Annotated in this window: 18 protein-coding genes and 1 riboswitch; of the genes, 7 read left to right on the top strand and 11 right to left on the bottom strand. The window is 57.9% G+C overall.

The features are described 5' to 3' along the window. The first annotated feature begins 26 nt into the window (after positions 1-26). Entirely contained in the window at positions 27-488 is a 462-nt protein-coding gene (locus tag ELR57_RS02060; RefSeq protein ID WP_126956728.1) for a MarR family winged helix-turn-helix transcriptional regulator, read from the top strand. Positions 489-1,043: 555 nt separating this feature from the next. On the opposite strand, the gene ychF is transcribed toward ELR57_RS02060, so the two are convergent. Next, positions 1,044-2,144, bottom strand: coding sequence for a redox-regulated ATPase YchF (gene ychF / locus ELR57_RS02055; RefSeq protein ID WP_126956726.1), 1,101 nt, complete (start codon positions 2,142-2,144; stop codon positions 1,044-1,046). Between the two features lie 224 nt (positions 2,145-2,368). Here ychF and ELR57_RS28010 point away from each other — a divergent pair, with 224 nt between their 5' ends. Then, on the top strand, positions 2,369-2,512 hold the full coding sequence (locus tag ELR57_RS28010; protein WP_192896498.1) for a hypothetical protein: 144 nt from the start codon (positions 2,369-2,371) through the stop codon (positions 2,510-2,512). A gap of 53 nt (positions 2,513-2,565) precedes the next feature. Here ELR57_RS28010 and ELR57_RS02050 read toward each other — a convergent pair whose 3' ends face one another. After that, positions 2,566-3,831 (bottom strand): molybdopterin-dependent oxidoreductase, encoded by a 1,266-nt coding sequence (locus tag ELR57_RS02050; protein WP_126956724.1) that lies wholly within the window; start codon positions 3,829-3,831, stop codon positions 2,566-2,568. A gap of 229 nt (positions 3,832-4,060) precedes the next feature. Between ELR57_RS02050 and ELR57_RS02045 the strand changes: the two genes are divergently transcribed. Further along, positions 4,061-4,768, top strand: coding sequence for an LptM family lipoprotein (locus ELR57_RS02045; RefSeq protein WP_126956722.1), 708 nt, complete (start codon positions 4,061-4,063; stop codon positions 4,766-4,768). Between the two features lie 100 nt (positions 4,769-4,868). Here ELR57_RS02045 and trxA read toward each other — a convergent pair whose 3' ends face one another. Further along, entirely contained in the window at positions 4,869-5,180 is a 312-nt protein-coding gene (trxA, locus tag ELR57_RS02040; protein WP_126956720.1) for a thioredoxin, read from the bottom strand. Between the two features lie 104 nt (positions 5,181-5,284). Next, positions 5,285-5,710, bottom strand: a complete 426-nt coding sequence (locus tag ELR57_RS02035) for an RrF2 family transcriptional regulator (protein WP_126956718.1) — start codon at positions 5,708-5,710, stop codon at positions 5,285-5,287. A gap of 227 nt (positions 5,711-5,937) precedes the next feature. Between ELR57_RS02035 and ELR57_RS02030 the strand changes: the two genes are divergently transcribed. Further along, entirely contained in the window at positions 5,938-6,576 is a 639-nt protein-coding gene (locus tag ELR57_RS02030) for a DsbA family oxidoreductase (RefSeq protein WP_126956716.1), read from the top strand. 85 nt (positions 6,577-6,661) lie between these two features. Here the strand turns inward: ELR57_RS02030 and ELR57_RS02025 are convergent, their stop codons facing one another. Continuing rightward, positions 6,662-7,573: a LysR family transcriptional regulator gene (locus ELR57_RS02025; protein ID WP_126956714.1), complete on the bottom strand. Its 912-nt coding sequence runs from the start codon at positions 7,571-7,573 to the stop codon at positions 6,662-6,664. Between the two features lie 143 nt (positions 7,574-7,716). On the opposite strand from ELR57_RS02025, the gene ELR57_RS02020 reads away from it, so the two are divergent. Together ELR57_RS02020 and ELR57_RS02015 are read left to right on the top strand one after the other, a co-directional pair. Next, a complete protein-coding gene (locus ELR57_RS02020) occupies positions 7,717-8,772 on the top strand; it encodes a YeiH family protein (RefSeq protein WP_126956712.1) in 1,056 nt (351 codons plus the stop codon). A gap of 111 nt (positions 8,773-8,883) precedes the next feature. Then, a complete protein-coding gene (locus tag ELR57_RS02015) occupies positions 8,884-9,357 on the top strand; it encodes a VOC family protein (protein ID WP_202866391.1) in 474 nt (157 codons plus the stop codon). A 95-nt stretch (positions 9,358-9,452) separates the two neighbouring features. Here the strand turns inward: ELR57_RS02015 and ELR57_RS02010 are convergent, their stop codons facing one another. Then, positions 9,453-10,898, bottom strand: a complete 1,446-nt coding sequence (locus ELR57_RS02010) for an NAD(P)/FAD-dependent oxidoreductase (RefSeq protein ID WP_126956710.1) — start codon at positions 10,896-10,898, stop codon at positions 9,453-9,455. A gap of 92 nt (positions 10,899-10,990) precedes the next feature. Beyond that, a riboswitch (purine riboswitch) is annotated at positions 10,991-11,090 on the bottom strand. Positions 11,091-11,269: 179 nt separating this feature from the next. Next, a complete protein-coding gene (locus tag ELR57_RS02005; protein WP_126956708.1) occupies positions 11,270-12,607 on the bottom strand; it encodes a uracil-xanthine permease family protein in 1,338 nt (445 codons plus the stop codon). 210 nt (positions 12,608-12,817) lie between these two features. On the opposite strand from ELR57_RS02005, the gene ELR57_RS02000 reads away from it, so the two are divergent. Then, complete coding sequence (locus ELR57_RS02000; RefSeq protein ID WP_126956706.1) at positions 12,818-13,801, top strand: aromatic ring-hydroxylating dioxygenase subunit alpha; 984 nt, start codon at positions 12,818-12,820, stop codon at positions 13,799-13,801. Positions 13,802-13,871: 70 nt separating this feature from the next. Here the strand turns inward: ELR57_RS02000 and ELR57_RS01995 are convergent, their stop codons facing one another. From ELR57_RS01995 to ELR57_RS01980, 4 genes are all read right to left on the bottom strand, one after another. Further along, positions 13,872-16,064: an alpha-galactosidase gene (locus tag ELR57_RS01995; protein WP_126956704.1), complete on the bottom strand. Its 2,193-nt coding sequence runs from the start codon at positions 16,062-16,064 to the stop codon at positions 13,872-13,874. A gap of 66 nt (positions 16,065-16,130) precedes the next feature. After that, positions 16,131-16,940: a carbohydrate ABC transporter permease gene (locus tag ELR57_RS01990; RefSeq protein WP_126956702.1), complete on the bottom strand. Its 810-nt coding sequence runs from the start codon at positions 16,938-16,940 to the stop codon at positions 16,131-16,133. After that, the gene (locus ELR57_RS01985; protein ID WP_126956700.1) at positions 16,937-17,875 is read right to left on the bottom strand and encodes a carbohydrate ABC transporter permease; all 939 of its coding nucleotides are present in this window, start codon (positions 17,873-17,875) and stop codon (positions 16,937-16,939) included. Before ELR57_RS01985 ends, ELR57_RS01990 begins: the two co-directional genes overlap by 4 nt. A 122-nt stretch (positions 17,876-17,997) precedes the next feature. Next, positions 17,998-19,326, bottom strand: a complete 1,329-nt coding sequence (locus ELR57_RS01980) for an ABC transporter substrate-binding protein (RefSeq protein ID WP_158629900.1) — start codon at positions 19,324-19,326, stop codon at positions 17,998-18,000. Between the last annotated feature and the right edge of the window lie 169 nt (positions 19,327-19,495).

Below are 19,495 nucleotides of genomic sequence, written 5' to 3'. Positions count from 1 at the left end.
GATTCGGAACGGGAGGGATTCACCCGATGGAAGACGAACGGTTTGCCCGGATCGAGCTGGAGATCGCCATCTTCATGCGCAGAGCGGAAGCGATCCGCTTGGCCGGCATGAGCGGCGATCAACTGGATCGGTCGGCTTATCTCATGCTGCGCTACTTGGAGAAAAAAGGACCGGTCGGCATCAAAGCGCTTGCGGACGAGATGCAGATCGACATCTCCACAGCGAGCCGGCAGATCGCTTCGCTCGAAGCGAAGGGCTTCGTCACCCGCGCGTCAGACCCCCACGATGCGAGAATCAGCCTTCTGCGCGTGACGGAAGAGGTGCCCGGCATGCTGAGAGAGGCGAGACAAAACCGCATCGATTATTATGCCAAGCTATTGGGGGACTGGAACCCGGAGGACAGCCTCAAGTTCGGAGAGCTTCTCGGCAAGTTCAACCGCACCGCGGAAGAGCTTCTGAAGAAGCGCCGCGAAGAAGGCAGGCCATAAGGCAAAATCGCTAACGGCGCTCGGCTCGGAGCGGGTTAGCGATTTTTGCATTTCATGATGGTTATACCGAATAGTCATTATCACCCGCTTAGCCGATAGCAACGGTTCACGGAATACCGCACACGGCACACGGCATACGGTTCACGGAATATGGCTCGCAGCTCACGCCCCACGTCTCACGCCTCACGACTCACTGTTCACGGTTCACGGTTCACGGTTCACGGTTCACGGTTCACGAATCGCAACTCCGGCTTACGGCTTACGGAAATAACAGCCCCTTAAACCTCGACAAAGAGCTATTTTGAAATCTTACGGAAATTTGCGACGCTTAAAAGCATTTTAACCTCGCCGAGGGAGATTAAAGTCCACCTAAGCGGCTGCCACTTCCGTTAGAATCCAAACCCAACTATTCCGGGCCTGTAAAGGTTTCAAATATCCGTTACGATCAGAACTGGGAGAGGGGATTCTGAGCCGGGGGGATTCCATAAAAAAACACCCTCCGCTTCGTAAAGCGGAAGGTGTCCGTCATCCCTTGTAACGATGAGTAGGGTAAGCTTAAACGTTGAATCGGAAGTGCATGACGTCGCCGTCTGCCACGACGTACTCCTTGCCTTCCAGACGAAGCTGGCCTCTCTCCTTAGCCGCGTTCATCGACCCGGCCGCAACCAGATCCTCGTAGGACACGACTTCCGCGCGGATAAAGCCGCGTTCGAAGTCGGTGTGGATGACGCCGGCCGCTTGCGGGGCTTTCATGCCCTTGCGGATCGTCCAGGCGCGCACTTCCTGCACGCCGGCCGTGAAGTACGTATACAGGCCGAGCAGCTTATAGGCCGCGCGGATAAGACGGTCCAGGCCGGACTCGCTAAGGCCGAGCTCTTCCAGGAACATCTCCTTGTCTTCGCCTTCGAGCTCGGCGATCTCGGATTCCACCTTGGCGCTGATCGGAACGACTTCGGAGCCTTCCGCAGCCGCGAATTGGCGGACGCGTTCGACGTACTCGTTCGAGTCGGAGTTCGCCGCTTCGCTCTCATGAACGTTAGCCGCATAAAGAACCGGCTTGATCGTCAGCAGATGCAGATCGCGCACGATCAGCTTCTCTTCGTCCGACAGCTCCACGCTCCGGGCCGGCTTCTCTTCAAGCAGAGCCGCGTGAATGCGCTCCAGCACTTCGACCTCTTGAGCGTATTTCTTGTCCCCGCCCTTCATGTTCTTGCGGGAGCGGTCCATTCTCTTCTCGACCGAATCGATGTCGGCGAGAATGAGCTCCAGGTTGATGACCTCGATATCGTTGATCGGGTCGATCTTGCCGGAGACGTGGGTGATGTTCTCGTCCACGAAGCAGCGGACGACGTGAACGATGGCGTCTACCTCGCGGATGTTCGCGAGGAACTTGTTGCCGAGACCTTCGCCGCGGCTGGCGCCCTTCACGAGACCGGCGATGTCGACGAATTCGAACGCGGTCGGCACGATCCGGTTCGGGGTGACGATGTCGGCCAGCTTCTGCAGGCGCTCGTCCGGAACCTCGACCACGCCGACGTTCGGGTCGATCGTGCAGAACGGATAGTTGGCGGACTCCGCGCCGGCTTGCGTGATGGCGTTAAATAAAGTCGACTTGCCGACGTTAGGCAGACCGACGATTCCACAAGAAAGTGGCATTCAAGAACACTCCTGACTGGGCGCGATCGATTCTTGGCGGAGGCCGCCCGCGATCGTTCGCCTCTTCAATTCTCAGGTCATTATACCGGAATCCGAGTTGCCTCGTCTACTCGGCGGTTAGAGTTCCGCGCCGCCCCACTTCCTTCCTCGGATAGGAGAAGAGCTTCCGGAGAACAATGACCATGAGCGATCATCCCGTCGACACCCGAAGGAGAGGGATTCCCATGGAGAATCAAAATCATCAAGGCAACTACAAAGGCACGACAAAAATGCATGCGAAAAATCAGGACATGGCGTTCGTTAACGATACGATCGACCGTTCCAAATCCGCTACGCCGCTCAACCGTCCCGGGAAACATTCCAAGTAAAAAGCTGATGGGGCGAACAGAGGCTTTGGCCTGCCGCTGTTCGCCCCATTCTTTTATACCCATGCGTCGTTATCGTACCCTCGTTGCTCCCAGAAGCCGGTATGCGGCTTCTCGATCAGCTCGATCCGCGCCAGCCACTTGACCGACTTGTAGGCGTACATCTTGGGGACGATCAACCGGACCGGCCCTCCATAGTCGCGGTGAATCGGCTTGCCATCGTGAAGCACGGCCACCATGACGTCTTCCATCTGGGCCTGCTCCAGGGATAGCGTGTCCGTGTATTCGCCGTCGCCGGAATAGAACTTCACGTAGCGGGCCTCCGGCTTCACTCCGGCCGCCGCGAGAAGCTGCCTAAGCGGAATTCCTTCCCAAGTATTATGATAGACCGACCAGCCCGTTACGCAGTGGAAGTCGCTGACCTGAACGGTGCGTTCGAGTTGAAGGAAAGCTTCCCAATTCCAATGCCCCGGTTGATCCACCAGCCCGTCGATCGCGAACGTCCAGCTGCCGGAATCGAATCGAGGGAGCGCGGTTACCGTATACACCCGGAACCTGCCTTCGGCTCCTCCTCCGATAACGTTCGCGGAGTCCGGCAGAGGCTCCGGCGCGGGCAGCATCCGGTTCGGATCCGCCTTATCCGACATGCCGCCGCCTGTTGTCGACGGAGCGAGGCTGTCCCATGTTCCCTTCGTCCACCTAAGGAAGGACGGCAGGACGGCCGCCGCGATCGCTGCGCCAGCCGTCCAGCGGATGAACTGCTTGCGGCTCATCCACGCTTGAGGATCGGCTGCTGGATAAGGCACCCTCAAGGCGGCGGATCCCTTCTCCATCGGCTCAGCCGATTCCTCAAGGACGCGAACCGCGCGCTTCTCAGGCTGACGCATCCAACGAAGGCGGGCAACCGAGTGATAAACGAGATAGGGAAGACCGATCCAGGTCAAAAGATCATGAACGAGCAAAGCCCCATTGGCCCAACGCGGAGGAAGATGGCGGAATTGCCAGAGGACGATGCCCGACAACAGCCAGCCGACCAGCAAAACCAGCACGAAAGTCAGATTGCCGCGCTGTCTGGGCCGTGCACGGAGCTGCTTCAAATGCCGCTTCATTAGGGGTCCGTAGAGAACAAGCAGGATAGCAATAAGGAGTCCCAGATAGATGTGAAGCTGCTTGAGCCAGACTCTCCCTTCCCCCAGCCAGCCGCGCGCCGCCCCCCATGACAGCAGCAGCCCGCTGACGGCGAGAAAGGCGACCAGCCATGCGTTCCATCGGTGCAGCTCCGCGAGCTGCCTGCCGAAGCCTGGTTTCTTGCGCTCGGCCATTCGAACTCCTCCTCCTCCGATCCATCGCCATACTCTAATAACCCAGATTATACCATGGCCCTATGCACATTCCATGAATAAGAGCTCCCATTTCTCCGCCAAACGATGTCGGGAAGCGCCAAATATTTTTTTCCGCTCGGCAGGACCGGAACATCTTGAGCAAACCTGCGTCTAAAACAATATCCAAGCAACTAGATATTGATTCGGTCAGAAGGAGGAATGAATCCAGATGCGCAGAATGCTTTCGCTTGCAACAGCGGGTTTTCTTGCGCTTCTATTGGCAGGCTGCGGGTCCGGCAACGCGAATAACGGTTCCGTCATGGAAGTCCCGGCCGCCAGTACAGAAGCTTCACAGTCAGCGTCTCCTGCTCCCTCATCAGGCAGCACTAGTTCACCGTCGGCCTCCCCGGCCGCTTCCGAATCGGCGTTATCGCCGCAAGAGCAATCGCTCGCGAATGCGGCCGACGAGGTTATGGGCGCCCTTCGCGACCGCGACCTTGTCCGGCTCGCTTCTTGGACGGACGCCGAGAAAGGACTTCGCTTCTCGCCTTATCCCCACCTGAACAGCGAGACGGATCTCGTGTTCCAAGCGGACCGGTTCCCCTCCTTCAAGGATGATACAACGCTCGAATGGGGCTCTTACGACGGCTCCGGCGAGCCGATCAAGCTGAGCTTCCGGGACTACTTCGAGAAGTTCGTCTACGACCAGGACTTCGCCGACGCTCCGGTCGTATCCGTCGGCAAGCTGGCGAGCAGCGGCAATACGACCTATAACGGCGCCGAGCTCTATGCGAATTCCTCTTTCGTGGAGTACCACTTCCCCGGCTTCGACAAGAAGCTGGAGGGACAGGATTGGGAGAGCCTGATCCTCGTCTTCGTTCCATCCGGAGCGGACTGGAAGCTCGTCTCGGTCGTCCACGGGCAATGGACGATCTGAGCGGATCGAGTCGCAAGCGCACGCATACAAAAGCACATAAAGAAGAAAGCGGAGTCCGCTCGGGACCCCGCTTTCTTGCTTTTACGCCTTGCTGCGCTTCTTACAGTTGGTTCTGGATCTTCGCCTTCAAGGAATCCTTGCTTTGAAGTCCGACCAGCTTGTCGACCGGTTGGCCGTTCTTGAACAGGATCAGCGTCGGGATGCTCATGACGCCGAATTGGGAAGCCAGTTCAGGCTCTTCGTCGACGTTGATCTTGCCGACCGTAGCCGATCCCTTCAATTCATTGGACAGGTCCTCCACGATAGGAAGCTGCATTTTGCAAGGTCCGCACCAAGGTGCCCAGAAGTCCAGAAGGGTTACGCCTTCGGAAACGGTCGAGTTGAAGTTGTCTTTCGTTACTACTACTGCCATGATTACTCCACTCCTTCTACTATGAGATTAAGGATTTAAAGCTCAGCTCAATATGATGATCGGGCTTGGAACTTCATCCCGTTGCATCCTCTTGCCTTCGATCGCTAGACCTGCTGTCTCTGCGCGATGTTGCGGAGCATTCCGCCGATCGTAATGTCGGAGAAATACCCTTCAAGCTGCTTCTCCGCCCCGCAGAACACCGAATTCATCACATCCTGCATGTTCGAGCCGACCATGCAATCCATCTGGGGATCCCCCGAGCACCAATTCGGCGTAAGCGAACCAGCCGACATGGCGCGGTAAACATCCGCCAGCGTGACTTCCATCGGGTCGCAAGTCAATCGGTATCCGCCGCCGGAGCCTTCTCTTGTCGAGACGTAGCCCAGCTTGCGGAGACAACCCAGAACCTTGCGCACTCGCGCGGGATGGGTGCAGACATTCGCTGCGATCTCCTCGCTCGATGCCATCCCGTCCGCCCGATGCGCCAGCAGGACGAGACTGTGGACTGCAATAATGAATTCACTGTTCATCGTCCGCCGCCTCCCCGGTTCCTACTGTAATAATATCAATTACAGTTGAGTTTGTCAACACTAGGAAAGACCAAGTTCCATCGATTCCGCAGATAGTCTCATGATGGTTCAACAGCCCCCCGATTATTCGCTCGCCCGGCCCGAATCGAACATTGTAACCGCCCTTCCCGTCTGTCATACTGAAGGCGAAGCTTCCCGATACATGAGCCTATCCAAGAGGTGAACGTATGCATATACAAATATACTCCGACATGGTGTGCCCTTGGTGCCGGATCGGCATGAAGAACCTGTCGGATGCCATAGTTCTGTGGGAGGAACAAACGGCGGAGGAGATCACCGTCAGCCATCATGCGTTCCTGCTCGACCCGTCGCTGCCTCCGGAAGGACTTCCTTATAAAGCCTCCATGGAGAAAAAAATGGGGAGCGCGAATCCGGACCCGGCTTTGAGCCGAATTACGGAGGCGGGAGCGGAGATCGGTCTCGTCTTCCGCTTCGACCGGATCAACCGGATGCCGAACACCGTGCTCGCCCATCGGGCCGACGCCGTGCTGCCGGAAGAGCAGCGTTCGAAGTGGATCGACGCCGTCATGACCGCCTACTTCGAATTCGGGCGCGATATCGCCAAGCTAGAGGTCTTGCTGGAGATCGCGGAGGACATCGGCCTGAACGCCCACACGCTCGAGAGCAAGCTCGAGTCGGAAGAAGGCACGGCGGAAGTCGATCAGGACTTGGAGAGAGCCCGTTCGATGGGCATCTCCGGAGTTCCTTTCTACGTGATCGACGGCAAATACGGCCTGTCCGGGGCTTATCCGGCAGCCGAGTTCTTACGCGCCTTCGAGAAGATAACGGAACGGAAAGCAGAATAAGAACCGCTTGCTTTGAATGGCGGCGCATGGGAAATCCCTGCGCCGCCATCGCGCGTTCAGGGGCGCCCCTCCGTTTTGTTCTTGTTCATCCGTCTGAATGATCCGTGCCTAGAATCTTCAACGCAACGGAGCTCAACGTCTGGAGAAAAGCCTCAATCGCCCGAGTTCTCGGTTCGCCATTCCGCAGAAGGACGTAGAACACTCTTCTCAAAGGCGTTCCCGGCGTTTCCGGCACCTGCATCGTTCCGAGGGCCAGCTCCTTGCGCAGCGCCATGCGCGACTGCAGCGTCACGCCCAGCCCGGCCTCCACCATCTCTTTGATAAGCTGAGTGCTTCCGAGCTCCATCAGCCTGGCCGGCTTGATGTTTAGACCGGCTAGCAGCCGATCCGTCGCCGCCCTGGTGCCGGATCCTTCCTCCCTCACCATCCAAGTCTCTTCCGCCAATCGGGCTGCCGATACCGGCGAGACGGCCGCAAGAGGATGGCCGGCTCCGACCGCGACGACCATCTCGTCCTCGGCCAGCTTCTCCGAGACAAGACCGGCGCCGAATTCTTCTCCTTCCACGATTCCGATGTCGAGTTGTCTCGCCCGCAGCCGATCCGCCACCTCGGCCGTGTTGCCGATGGAGATGGCCGGCAGGATAGCCGGATACTCCCGCTGAAGGCGGGCCAGCACCGGGGGAAGGGCATATTCTCCGAACGTGTAGCTGGCGCCGATCGCAAGCGGCCCTCCAACGTAATACATCAATTCCCCGATCTTCTCTCTCATGGCCCGGTATTGCCCGTTGATCTCCTTCGCATGCCGGAGCACGACCTCTCCCGCCTTCGTCAAGGAGACCGCTTTGTTCGTCCGCTCCAGCAGCCGGGCTCCCAGGGATTCCTCCAGCGAGCGGATCTGTTGGCTCACAGCCGGCTGGGTCATATGAAGGCGTTCCGCCGCCCGCGAGAAGCTCCGAAGCTCCGCAACCGTCTCGAATACTTGCAGTTGGGCATCCATTCGGGACGCACCCCCCTCTTCTATAAGTAAATTATTATACACTTCATAACAATAATCAATTTTCCTTATGATCGATTTCGAGATATTCTAGTTCCAACGAAGCGTTGAACAAGGTCAATCCACATCCAGAGAGGGGTAACCCTATGCCCGCCCATACTTTGCGAAGCCCGCGCGCCATCCTTCGCAGCCTCAAACCCGAAGGCCGACCGGGAGTCGTACCCGGCGTCATTCTTGCGCTCATTCTGGCACTGGCCGGCTGGCAGCTTGCCCGCCTTCCCGGTCTAACGCTCGCCGGCCCGATGGCCTGCACCCTGCTGATCGCCATCGTCTACCGGCATCTTCTCGGGTATCCGGAAGCCTTGCGCGCCGGCATCTCGTTCGCCGGAACGAAGCTGCTCCGCGCCGCCATCGTTCTGTTCGGCCTGAAGCTGCCGATCGACGTTGTCCTGCAGCAGGGAGTTCCCCTGCTGGCCCGGGCGGCGGCGACGCTCCTGTTCGCGCTCGCGGCGAGCGCGGCGCTGCGCCGCCTGCTCAAAGCCGACGCCGAGCTGACGACGCTGCTCGCGATCGGCACCGGCATCTGCGGAGCCGCGGCAATCGCCGCAGCCGCCCCGATGCTCGGCTCGAAGGAGCAGAAGACCGCGCTCGGCGCGGGAATGATCGCCGCCGTCGGCACGCTGTTCGCGCTTGGCTATACGCTTGCGCGGCCGCTGCTGCCGATGTCGGACGCGGTCTACGGCGCATGGGCCGGCCTAACGCTGCACGAGATCGCCCACGTCGCCATGGCGGCCGCAGCCGGAGGCCCCGATGCGCTTGAAGCCGGCATGCTCGCCAAGCTTAGCCGCGTGCTTCTGCTGGTGCCGGCCGTCTTCGCCCTGCAAGCCTTCCGCAGCCGCCGCCTCGCGAGAAGCGGCTCGGCTCCCCATGTGCCGGCGGCCGGGTGGCGCGGCCTGCCGTGGTACCTGCTCGGCTTCGTCGCGATGAGCTTCCTCGCCGCAAGCCATCCCGGCGAATGGCTGCCGCTGCCCGCCGGGTGGGAGGCCGGAGCCGCGCAGATGACGACGCTGCTGCTGACGACCGCCATGGCCGGGCTCGGCCTTAGCGTCAATCTGAGAGAGCTTCGCTATGCCCTGCGGCCGCTCGCCATCCTGCTGATCGTATCCGCCCTTCTGTCCGCGTTCACCTATCTTTCCCTTTAAAAACTGCTGCGGCTCGAGTTTAAAAACGCGAAAAGCAAGGAATAGGAGCATGCGGCATGGAATAAGAGAGAACATGCCGGTGAGACACCTATTCCAAATGGAAAGGCAGACATGAAAATGAAGATAAGGTATGCGCACACCAACCTCATTGCCCGCGATTGGAGAAGGGTATCGCTGTTTTACCAACGGGTATTCGGCTGTAAACCCGTACCGCCGGAGCGCGATCTAACGGGCGACTGGGTGGATCGATTAACGGGAATACGCAATGCCCATCTAACGGGCGAGCATTTGGCGTTACCCGGATACGGAGATCCCTCGCCGACGTTGGAGATTCTCTCATACGACAGCTTGAATTCCGAGAATCCCAAAGCGATTAACGGAATCGGCTTGGCTCATTTGGCTTTTGAGGTGGAGGATGTCGCCGCCGTGCTGCAGAAAGTCATCCAAGAAGGCGGCGGGCAGATAGGCGAGCTCGTTCAAACGGAATTTCCGAATCAGGCCGTGGCTACTTTCGTTTATGCCACGGATATCGAAGGGAACATTGTTGAATTGCAACATTGGGAGAAACGATCGAGTGAACAGTAGGCGTCAGAAAAAGGACCGTCCCGCACAGCCAAGAAATCGGCTTGGTGCAAGACGGTCCTTCCTTTTCTCTTTATCTCCTAAACGATTGCTGCCGTTTAGTTTCCTTTAGCCCCAGCCTTCTCGGCAATCGCTCTCGCGATCCAGACGCCGGCCGCTCCCGCTTGCGCGAGGCCGCGGGTAACGCCCGCGCCGTCTCCTCCGCAGTAGAGGCCGCTGATCTCGGTCTCCAACTGCTCAGTCAGCTGCGGACGGGCGGAGTAGAACTTCGCTTCCACCCCATAGAACAGCGTATGCTCGGACGCGATACCCGGCGTAACCTTATCCAGCGCTTCCACCATCTCGATCAGGCTTTTCAGCGTGACGTACGGAAGCACCAATCCCAGGTCGCCCGGCACCGCTTCCTTCAGCGTCGGCTCCAGGAAGCCTTCCTTGATCCGAGCTTCCGTGGAACGGCGGCCCCTCAGAATGTCTCCGTACTTCTGCACGATGACACCGCCGTTCGACAGATCGTTCGCCCGTTTGCAGATCTCGCGGGCGTATTCGTTCGGCTTATCGAACGGCTCCGTGAACTTGTGCGAGACGAGCAGCGCGAAGTTCGTGTTGTTCGAGCCGAGAGCCGGGTCCTTGAAGGCGTGCCCGTTGGCCGCCATGACCCCGCTGTGGTTCTCGACGACGACGTGCCCGGAAGGATTGCTGCAGAACGTGCGCACTCGGGTTCCTACCGAAGTGTTGAAGATGAACTTTCCTTCGTACAGGTTCTCGTTGATCTCCCGCATGACCACGTCCGACGTCTCTACCCGGACGCCGACGTCGACTTGGTTGTTGTACATCTTCAGGCGGCGCTTCTTCAGCACTTCCGTCAGCCAAGCCGAACCGTCGCGGCCAGGGGCGATGACCACCGTATCCGCACCGATCTCTTCCCCGTTCTTGAGCCGAATGCCGACCGCCTTGTGCTTGCCGTCTGTTTTCTCCGTGATCAGATCGTCGACCTCGGTCTTGAACCGCATCTCCACTCGCGTGCTGAGGTAGTCCGCGATTGACTTCATGATCTCCAGGTTCTGTTCCGTGCCCAGATGGCGAACCTGAGCGCGCAGCAGCTTCAAGCCCGCCGCATACGCCTTCTGCTCGATATTCTTCACCTTATCCGTCGTCGGATCGGTAATGTTCGGAGTCGCGCCGTGCTCCAGGTTCACTTCGTCCACGTACTTGATGAGCGAGAGCACCTGGGAAGGCGGCAGATAATCGGTCAGCCAGCCTCCGAATTCGGTCGTGATATTGAACTTGCCGTCGCTATAGGCTCCGGCGCCGCCGAATCCTGCCGTAATCGAGCAAGCGGGCAGGCAGCCGGCGAATTCTTTCTTGCCCGCCGCCGGCGGACAAAGCTTGATTTTCTCTTCCAGAATGGGACAGCTGCGGCGGCGAATCTCATGGCCCTTGTCCACGAGAAGCACCTTAAGCTCAGGGGCCTTGCGAGTCAGCTCATAGCAGGCGAATATGCCCGCGGGACCCGCTCCGACAACGACGACATCGTAATGATTCAAAGTGTCATCCTCCTATCAAGGAAAGCTTGGCTTATGCCGCCCATGGCCGCAGGAACGCAAAAAAAATCCCCGACCTCGAGCGGGTGTGGATAATACAATCCCACATCCGTCGTAGTCGGGAATTTGCGGTTCCCGGTAGAGACTCTCAGCCCATATTGCCGAGGATATACGATAGATGATTCCAATGTTCGGCTTTCGGCGCTTCTCGCGCCGGATTTACAAGCCGCATGTCAAATGCTAACCCATAAATCCGTACGCGTCAAGCAGTCATTCGTCCAAACATTCGATATTATGCTTTTATTTTTTTATCAAGCTTGTATATTGTCATTTAGAAGTCTCTAAAACCGAACATTAACCGCATCAACAGGGGATCAATCTTCGCTTTTCTCTTCCTTGCCCTTCGGAATGATGAGGTTCAGAACGAGAGCGGCGATAGCGCCGACGGCCGTACCCGAGGACAGGATGTAGTTCACGATGTCCGGAAGCGTGTTAAGCACGTCCTTCGGGAATACCGTCAGGCCGAGCGTCAACGCGATCGGAATGCCGACGATCATCATGTTGCGGTCATCGATCTTCAGCGGTTGAATGACCTTCATGCCGTTCATGAGAATAGCGACGCAGACGATGGCGAAAATACCGTTGATAACCGCATCCGGAATGCAGGTGATGAGCACGGACAGCTTCGGCATGAATCCTAGCGCGAGCAGAATGACTCCGCCCGCCATGATAGCCATGCGGCTTCCTACGCCCGTGACCGCGATCAGGCCGGCGTTGGAGGAATAGCCCGTCATCGGGGATCCGCCGAACGCGGAGCCGACGAAGCAGCCGAGGCCTTCGCCGAGCGCGCCGCGGTTCAGGCGCTTCTCGGTCAGCTCGCTGCCAGTTACCGAAGAGACGACGAACCAGGTGCCGGTCGTCTCGATCAGAACGATCAGATAGACGATCGCCATCGTGATGACCGCGCTAAGATCGAAGGTTGGCTTGCCGAACGGGAACAGCTCCGGGAGCTTGAACCAATCGGCGCCTTTGACCGGGGAGAGGTCGACCTTGCCGTAGATGGAAGCGACGATCGTTCCCACGATGATAGCTAGAATGACGGAGAGCAGACGGAACAGAGTGCCGCCGCGCTTCAGCTTGCTGCCGAACAGCATGCAGATGACCAACACGGCCGCGGATGCGCCCGCAACGACGACGTTGTCTCCCAGGTTGCCGGGAGCGGTGAAAATGCTGTTCATCGCCGACGGGATCAACGTGACGCCGACGACCATAATAACCGTACCGCCTACGATCGGCGGGATAACCTTGCGGACGACCTTGGCGAACCACTTGAGCGGCCAGCCGAGGATCGAGATCAGCAGGGCTCCCGGCAGAAGGCTGCCGGTCATGGCCGCAAGCCCCAGCTTGCTGCCGATGGCGGCCATGGCGCCGATCGGAATATAAGAAGGACCTTGAACGACCGGCAGGCGCATGAAGATCCCCGTCTGAATCAAGGTTCCGATCCCTGTCGCAAGGAAGCACATCTGGATGAAGAACGAGGTATCCCCGCCGCTTAACCCGAGCAAACTCGCGATGATGATAGGGGCAATGTACAGATCCATCGCCAGGACGTGCTGGAGACCGAGCAAGAATGCTTTGCCGACACTGATTTTGTCGTCGACTCCGACCAATAAACCGTTGCTTTGAGCCGCTGTTCTCTGTTGTTCCTGCATGATGCTCGCTAGAGACCTCCTCAATGGGGTTGAAAAAAGTAAATGACCGTTTGATTATAGTGTACTTTTCGTGAAAAGTATAGATTTTTACGTACGATAAATTGTAGAATGTTAATGAATGTTCGCGTTTTGATCACGGCTCCTCTTCGCCGGGCAGCACCCGGACGAAGGGTCGAAATCATGGCCAATACGATGAAAAGAGGACACCTTATGCCGACTACGCAACTTGATCCCGTACTTGCCGACGATTGGATTGTCGCCTGCCGCTCTTCCGACCTGCAGGACCGTCCCGTTTCTATTATCATTCTGCGCGAGAGACTCGTTCTATTCCGTACCGAAGAAGGCGTTCACGCTTTCTCCGATCTGTGCGTTCACCGCGGAGCCGCCCTCTCCCTCGGCTGCATCCGGGAAGGCCGTCTCGTCTGCCCTTACCATGAGTGGGAATACAATACCGACGGAGCTTGCGCGAAGATTCCTCAGCTTCCGGAAGGACAAGCCATTCCTTTGAAAGCCAAGGCGAAGAAGTTCTCCTGCGTGGAGCGCTACGGCCTCGTCTGGGTTAACCTGAACGGCAACGAGCCGCCGCTTGTCGCCTATCCGGAAGACAGCGATCCCGACTTCCGCAACGTCATCTGGGGGCCGCAGGAAGTGAACGCCAATCCGCCCCGCATCGTCGAGAACTTCCTGGACGTGGGCCATCTCGCCTTCATCCATCAAGGTTACCTCGGCGTGCCCGATCATGCCGAGATCGGCGACTACCGCATGGTGGAGGAAGAAGACGGCATTCGCTCCGAGGAGATCGCGGTCTACCAGCCTGATCCGGACGGCTCCGGCCAAGCGAAGCACGTCTACTACACGTACAAAATCCTGCGCCCGCTCACCGTCCGCTTCACGAAGCGAGACCTCGAGCTCGGCAATCTCATGACGATCATGCTCACCGTGCGCCCCGTCGAAGAAGGCAAATCGGTTGCCTACGGCATCCTCTCCTTCAACTACGACACCGGCACGACCGACCAGGAGATCATCGAGTTCCAGGACATGATCTTCGCCCAGGACAAGCCGATCGTCGAGAACCAGAAGCCGGAGAACCTGCCGCTCGACCTGCAAGCCGAGCTGTCGCTCCGCTGCGACCGCGTCAGCATCGCCTACCGACAGTACCTGAAGAAGGCAGGCGTGACGTTGGGCACCGCTTGATGCTTCTGGAATAACAGGGGGCTCCAAGTCTGTTGAAGACTGGAGCCCCTCTTTATGCTTGTATTAAACGTTATCTAACAACTCGCAGCACCCATGTCGCGCTGAAGAAATCGCCTTGTCCGGGAGGAATCGGCAGGCCGGAACGATGCAGTTGATCGCCGCCAAGGACGATCCCCTCCCCTTCGACGACATAATCGCTAGCATCGTCAAGCCCTCTTAGATGGAGCATTCCCGTCGGCATGTGCGGCTCCGCGAGCACCCGGAAGTACGCGACGTAAGCTTCCGTCCGGTCGGGGGAGACGACCATCCAAGCCGTCTCGTTGCCTTCGAACGGACTCTTCAGCCGGTAGAGATCGCCGAACTGAACGAGGCCGCGGAGAGACTTGTAGCGCGCGATCTGCTCTTTAATCTCCGCCTTCTCCGCATCCCCCAGCTCGGTCAGGTCAAGCTCATATCCGAAGTTGCCGGACATCGCGACATCGCCTCTCATCGCAAGCGACGTGACTCGATGAACCTGATGGTTCGGGACCGCGGAGACGTGAGCCCCCATCGTGCTGATCGGATAGACGACGCTGGTGCCGTACTGGATCTTGAGCCGGCTGACCGCATCGGAATTGTCGCTCGTCCACGTCTGCGGCATGTAATAGAGCATGCCCGGATCGAACCGGCCGCCCCCGCCGGAGCAGCTCTCGAACAGAACGCCGGAATGCCGGGAAGTGAGGGTCTCCAGCACGCGATACAAGCCCAGCATATACCGGTGAGCGGTCTCCCTCTGCCGCTCGGGAGGGAGAGCGGCGGAGCCGATCTCCGTCATGTGGCGGTTCATATCCCACTTCACATAGGAGATCGGCGCGGACGACAGAACGCCGCTGACGATGGCAATGAGATAGTCGCACACCTCTTCTCTCGACAGATCAAGGATGAGCTGGTTGCGTCCTTCGGTTCGCCTCCGCCCGGGGACATGCAGGCACCAATCCGGATGCTCGCGATACAGCTCGCTGTCGACCGAGACCATCTCCGGCTCGAACCACAAGCCGAATTGAAGTTCGAGCCCGTTCACTCCGTTCGCGAGAGCATCCAGTCCATCCGGCAGCTTCCGGCGGTTGACGAACCAATCGCCGAGCGAGCTCGAATCGTCGTCCCGCTGCCCGAACCAGCCGTCGTCCAGAACGAACAGCTCGATCCCCAGCCGTCCCGCTTCCTCCGCGATCGCCATGATCTTGCCGGAATCGAAGTCGAAGTAGGTGCCTTCCCAGTTGTTGACGAGCACGGGGCGCGTACGGTCCCTGTACTCCCCCCTGCACAGGCGGCTGCGGTACAGCCGGTGATAGACGCGCGACATGCCGCCCAGCCCGGCGGACGAATAGACCATGACGGCTTCCGGGGTCTGGAACGATTCCCCGGGCTCCAGCCGCCACTTGAAGTCGAACGGATTGAGTCCGATCGATACCCGCGCGCTGCGGAACTGGTCCACCTCCGCGCAAGCGGCGAAGCTGCCGCTGTACACGAGACTGAAGCCGTACGCGTCTCCGGTCTCCTCATCCGCGCCCGGAGACAGCAGGGCAACGAACGGGTTCTGCTGATGCGAACTCGCTCCCCTTCGGCTCTCTACGATGTGCGAGCCGGTCGCGAGCTTCCTTCTCTCCACGTTCCGCTCCCTCGCCCAGGAGCCGGGCAGCTGCAGCAGATCGAACTCCGCCTGCCCGAGATCGACGCTCATGCTTGCCGCGCGCAGTACGTTCATGTTATCCGATCCGACGTTGCGGAGCTTCGCCGATCGCGCGATCGCGTCGTGATCCCGAAAGACCGTATAGAATAGAACGACGGCTAACCCCGCAACGGAATCTTGAAGCTCGATCTCCAGCGTCTGGGCTTCGTCATCGCTCTCGACGTACGTAGAAGGCAGGCCTTCCAGGCTCGGTTTGCCCGCATAAATGCGATGGGAGACATACTCTAGCTCCGTTGCCGTCGCTCCGTTCCCAAGCTCCACCTGATACGCCGGATGGCGGTAGTCGCTCGTGCCGTAGCCCGGGTATTCCTGCGGAAGCCGATCGAACGTAATGGACTTGTCGTCCTCGAACGGGGACGGCGAGAAGCCCGTCGTCAGAATCGACGGCTCTCTCTCGACAACGCGATACTCCCGCAGCCGGGGTCCCCAATATTCATGAAGCAGATAAGCCCCTCTCAGCAGTCGAAGAACATAGCTCGTATTCGGCGTGCAAAGATGAAAGAGCTGATTGCTCTGATCAAAATGGATAGCCATGCCTCTCCTCCTCTCCGTCCGTATCCGGTTCGCTTCTCGATTTTCATATCCGATTCTCGTATTGGATTAACCCTTAACCGCGCCGTCCGCCATTCCTTTAATGAAGTACTTCTGCAAGAAGAGATAGGCGAGCGTCATCGGGAGCATTCCCACGAGGCAGCCGGCGGCCACCCAGTTGATGTTGCTGTGGTATTGCGAGATGAACCTGGACAAGGCGACCGGAATCGTCTGAACGTCCGGCTTCTGCAGGAAGAACACCGAGAACTGGTAATCGTTCCATATCTGCACGCCTAGAACGATAACGATCGTGGCAATAATCGGCTTAAGCAGCGGCATAATGATCCGCAGGAATATCGAGAACCGACTGCAACCGTCGATGAGCGCGGCTTCGTCCAGTTCCTTCGGCACGGTGCCCATGAATCCGGTCATTAGAAAAATGGACAGCGGGAGCGCGAAGGCGACTTGAACGAGAATAACCGCCCAATATTGATCCATTCCGTGGATATCGACCATGAACTTGTACAGCGGAACAAGGATCGTCAAGCTCGGTACGACCAGACAGGAGATGCTGAGCATGTAGATGAATCCGTTCCACTTTGTCCGATGGCGCGCCAGAGGGTACGCGGCGAAGGAACCGATGATGACGACCAGCACGATCGAACCGGCCGTAATGATCAGGTTGCTGATCAGCGCGGTGGACAGATGAGCCTCGCTCCACGCATTGGAGAAATTATCCCAGCTCATGGCGGAGGAAGGCTGCCACTTGCTGCTCGTATCCGTCGTGGGCTTGAATGAGAGGTTAAGCAGCAGATAGAACGGAACGAGATGAACGATGCAGATGACGGCAAGGAAGAGACGGCTCAAGATTCTGCTCACATCCGCAACTCCCTTCTGCGCAGCGTGTAAAGGATAAACAAGCTGATGATGCTGATGACGAGGAACATGACGTTGCCAAGAGCCGCCGCATAGCCGGCATCCTGCCTCGCGAAGTACAGGTTGTACATCATCGTGGACAACGACTGGGATGCATAGCCCGGTCCGCCGTTCGTCAAGGCGACGATCACGTCGAACAGCTTCAGTCCCCCGATAATGTTCAAGACGATATTGACCGTTATCGCCGGCGCGAGAAGCGGCCAGGTGATGTTGCGGAATTGGGATAACCAGCCGGCTCCTTCGATCTGCGCGGCTTCATAGAATTCCTTGGAGATCGACTGCAAGCCGCCCAAGTAAATAATCATGGCGATGCCCATGTATTGGTAGGTGTTGATTAGAGTAATGATCCAGACGGCGCGAGGTCCGCTCGACAGCCAATCCACTTGCTCCTTGCCGAGCACGGCCACCAGATCGTTCAGCGCGCCGCCGTCGTATTGGAAGATGAAGTAGAAGATATAACCCATAATGAGCGGGCTTATGATAACCGGCAGGTAGACTATCGTGCGAGCGATGCCCAAGCCGCGAATTTTCCGATCCAAGAACAAGGCGTAAGCAAGTCCTAGCAAGTTCTGCAGCAGCGTGCTGCCCAAGCCGTAGATCAGCGTGTTCTTAAAGGTCGTCAGAATCTTCTTATCGTGGAACATCCGTTCATATTTCTCGAAGCCCACCCACGAATACTTAGGGGAATAGCCGTCCCAGTTCGTGAACGAGATCTGGAAGCCCTTGATCAGCGGGTAGAAAATAAAGACCCCGAAAAAAATGAGCGCCGGCACGTACATCAAATTGAGCGCCGAAGCGGACTGGAAGTACCGGCGAACGAAGCCTGGCTTGCCGGGGGCGTTCGAACGGCGAACCGAATGCGGTTGCGAAGACGGCATGGCTGCTCTCCTCCTCACTTTCTTTCATTTGCCTGAATATTAAGATAGTTAAGTGCGTTTCGCTATGGGAAAAGCGTGCCCGCGGCAGCGGTGCCGCGGGCTTCTTCTCGGTTGCCTTTGCTTTATTGAGCGGCGCGAAGGCGCTCGTATTCCTGCTTCATGTTCTCGGAGAACTCGCTGACCGAAATTCCTCCGGCCAGGAGATCTTGTCCGTTCTTGCACATAACGTCCCACATGCCGTTCGGCAGGTAGACGCGGTCGAAGAAAGGAAGAACGCGAAGATCGGAATATTGCTGGAAGTCGTCCGTCAGATCGCCGGCGTCGATCGTTACGCCCTTGAGGCCCGGCGGCAGGATCTCGGATGCCGCTACCTTGGCAATGTTCTCCGGTTTCGCATAGAACGCGACGAACTTCTTGGCGGCATCGATGTTCGGGGAATCCTTCCACACGCCCCAAGTCGTTCTCTCTCCGCCTGCCAGCGTCGGTTGATCGCCTGTCGCGATCGAAGGAATCGGCATCAGACCCGCTTTCAGGTCCGGATTGATTTTCTTCGCTTCGTCGATCAGGAACGGTCCGTAGATGCCGAACGCGACTTTGCCTTCCGCGAAAGCTTTCGCGGAATCGGCATACTTCGCCGTCAGGACGTCCTTGTTCAGGTAGCCCTTCTTCTTCAGGTCGAGGAACATCTGCGGCAGCTTATCGAACTGCTTCCAATCGAACGAGCCGTCCAGGAATTGGGACGCATTGTTGTCCGTCGAGCTGATGAACGCCGGCGTCGCGAAGAAATCGAAGAATTGCCCGATCGGCCACGAATCCGCACCGCCGATATGGAACGGAACGACTGCGCCGTTGCTCTTCGTCTTGATCGTTTCGGCCGCCTGCATCAATTCATCCCAAGTCGTAGGCACGGGCACGCCGTATTTCTCGAGAATATCGGCGTTGTAGACCGGACCGGATTTGTCTTGATCCATCGGAAGCACGTACACTTTGCCCGAGTCGTCGGTTACCGCCGGCTTGATCGCGTCGTCGATCTGGCTTGTCCACGCTTCATCCTTCAGATCGGCGAGGAAGTCGGCGTAGCGGATCTTCGCCCATCCGTGCGTCGAGAACACGTCCGGCATCGAGTTGGATGCCATCTTGACCTTCATGATATTCTCGTATTCCGCGCCGGGAGCGCTGAACTCGACTTTGATGCTCGGGTTCTCCTTCTCGAATTCCCTCGCGATGTCTTCCAGCACTTTGGCCTGCTGGTCGTTGATGTTCGTCATGACGTTCAGCGTAACCGGCTTGTCCGAGCCCTTGTTCTCCGAAGCCGAAGCGCTGGCGGATGCGCTTGGCGAAGCATTGGAAGGCGAAGCGTTGTTCTCTTTGTCGTTGGATCCGCCGCATGCGGTCAGAGCCACGCTAAACGTGAGCATCGAAGCGAGCAGAAGCTTTCTGTTTCGTTTCATTTCCATCCCCCTAATGATTGATGTGAACTTGAAGCTAATGATAGACTGTTTGCAAGCGCTTTATAATGCTGCGATTCTACGATGTAAGCGCTCTTTTCTACACTTGCGCCATTAGGCATTGATTAAGTGAACCTAGGAGGCTATCTTTATCAATAGAAAGGAAGATGCG

Origin of the sequence: Cohnella sp. AR92, assembly GCF_003990975.1 — a bacterium.
Lineage (GTDB): Bacteria > Bacillota > Bacilli > Paenibacillales > Paenibacillaceae > Cohnella.
Note: the sequence above shows the minus strand (reverse complement) of the source record. Positions and strands in the feature narration are given on the sequence as shown.

Bases quoted from the DNA above. Each gene is read 5' to 3' on its own strand.
- ychF (WP_126956726.1), bottom strand. From the start codon at position 2,144: ATGCCACTTTCTTGTGGAATCGTCGGTCTGCCTAACGTCGGCAAGTCG.
- ELR57_RS01980 (WP_158629900.1), bottom strand. From the start codon at position 19,326: ATGAAACGAAACAGAAAGCTTCTGCTCGCTTCGATGCTCACGTTTAGC.
- ELR57_RS02000 (WP_126956706.1), top strand. From the start codon at position 12,818: ATGCCGACTACGCAACTTGATCCCGTACTTGCCGACGATTGGATTGTC.
- ELR57_RS01985 (WP_126956700.1), bottom strand. From the start codon at position 17,875: ATGCCGTCTTCGCAACCGCATTCGGTTCGCCGTTCGAACGCCCCCGGC.
- ELR57_RS02015 (WP_202866391.1), top strand. From the start codon at position 8,884: ATGAAAATGAAGATAAGGTATGCGCACACCAACCTCATTGCCCGCGAT.
- ELR57_RS02030 (WP_126956716.1), top strand. From the start codon at position 5,938: ATGCATATACAAATATACTCCGACATGGTGTGCCCTTGGTGCCGGATC.
- ELR57_RS28010 (WP_192896498.1), top strand. From the start codon at position 2,369: ATGGAGAATCAAAATCATCAAGGCAACTACAAAGGCACGACAAAAATG.
- ELR57_RS01995 (WP_126956704.1), bottom strand. From the start codon at position 16,064: ATGGCTATCCATTTTGATCAGAGCAATCAGCTCTTTCATCTTTGCACG.
- ELR57_RS02005 (WP_126956708.1), bottom strand. From the start codon at position 12,607: ATGCAGGAACAACAGAGAACAGCGGCTCAAAGCAACGGTTTATTGGTC.
- ELR57_RS02025 (WP_126956714.1), bottom strand. From the start codon at position 7,573: ATGGATGCCCAACTGCAAGTATTCGAGACGGTTGCGGAGCTTCGGAGC.
- ELR57_RS02060 (WP_126956728.1), top strand. From the start codon at position 27: ATGGAAGACGAACGGTTTGCCCGGATCGAGCTGGAGATCGCCATCTTC.
- ELR57_RS02050 (WP_126956724.1), bottom strand. From the start codon at position 3,831: ATGGCCGAGCGCAAGAAACCAGGCTTCGGCAGGCAGCTCGCGGAGCTG.
- ELR57_RS02020 (WP_126956712.1), top strand. From the start codon at position 7,717: ATGCCCGCCCATACTTTGCGAAGCCCGCGCGCCATCCTTCGCAGCCTC.
- ELR57_RS02045 (WP_126956722.1), top strand. From the start codon at position 4,061: ATGCGCAGAATGCTTTCGCTTGCAACAGCGGGTTTTCTTGCGCTTCTA.
- ELR57_RS02035 (WP_126956718.1), bottom strand. From the start codon at position 5,710: ATGAACAGTGAATTCATTATTGCAGTCCACAGTCTCGTCCTGCTGGCG.
- trxA (WP_126956720.1), bottom strand. From the start codon at position 5,180: ATGGCAGTAGTAGTAACGAAAGACAACTTCAACTCGACCGTTTCCGAA.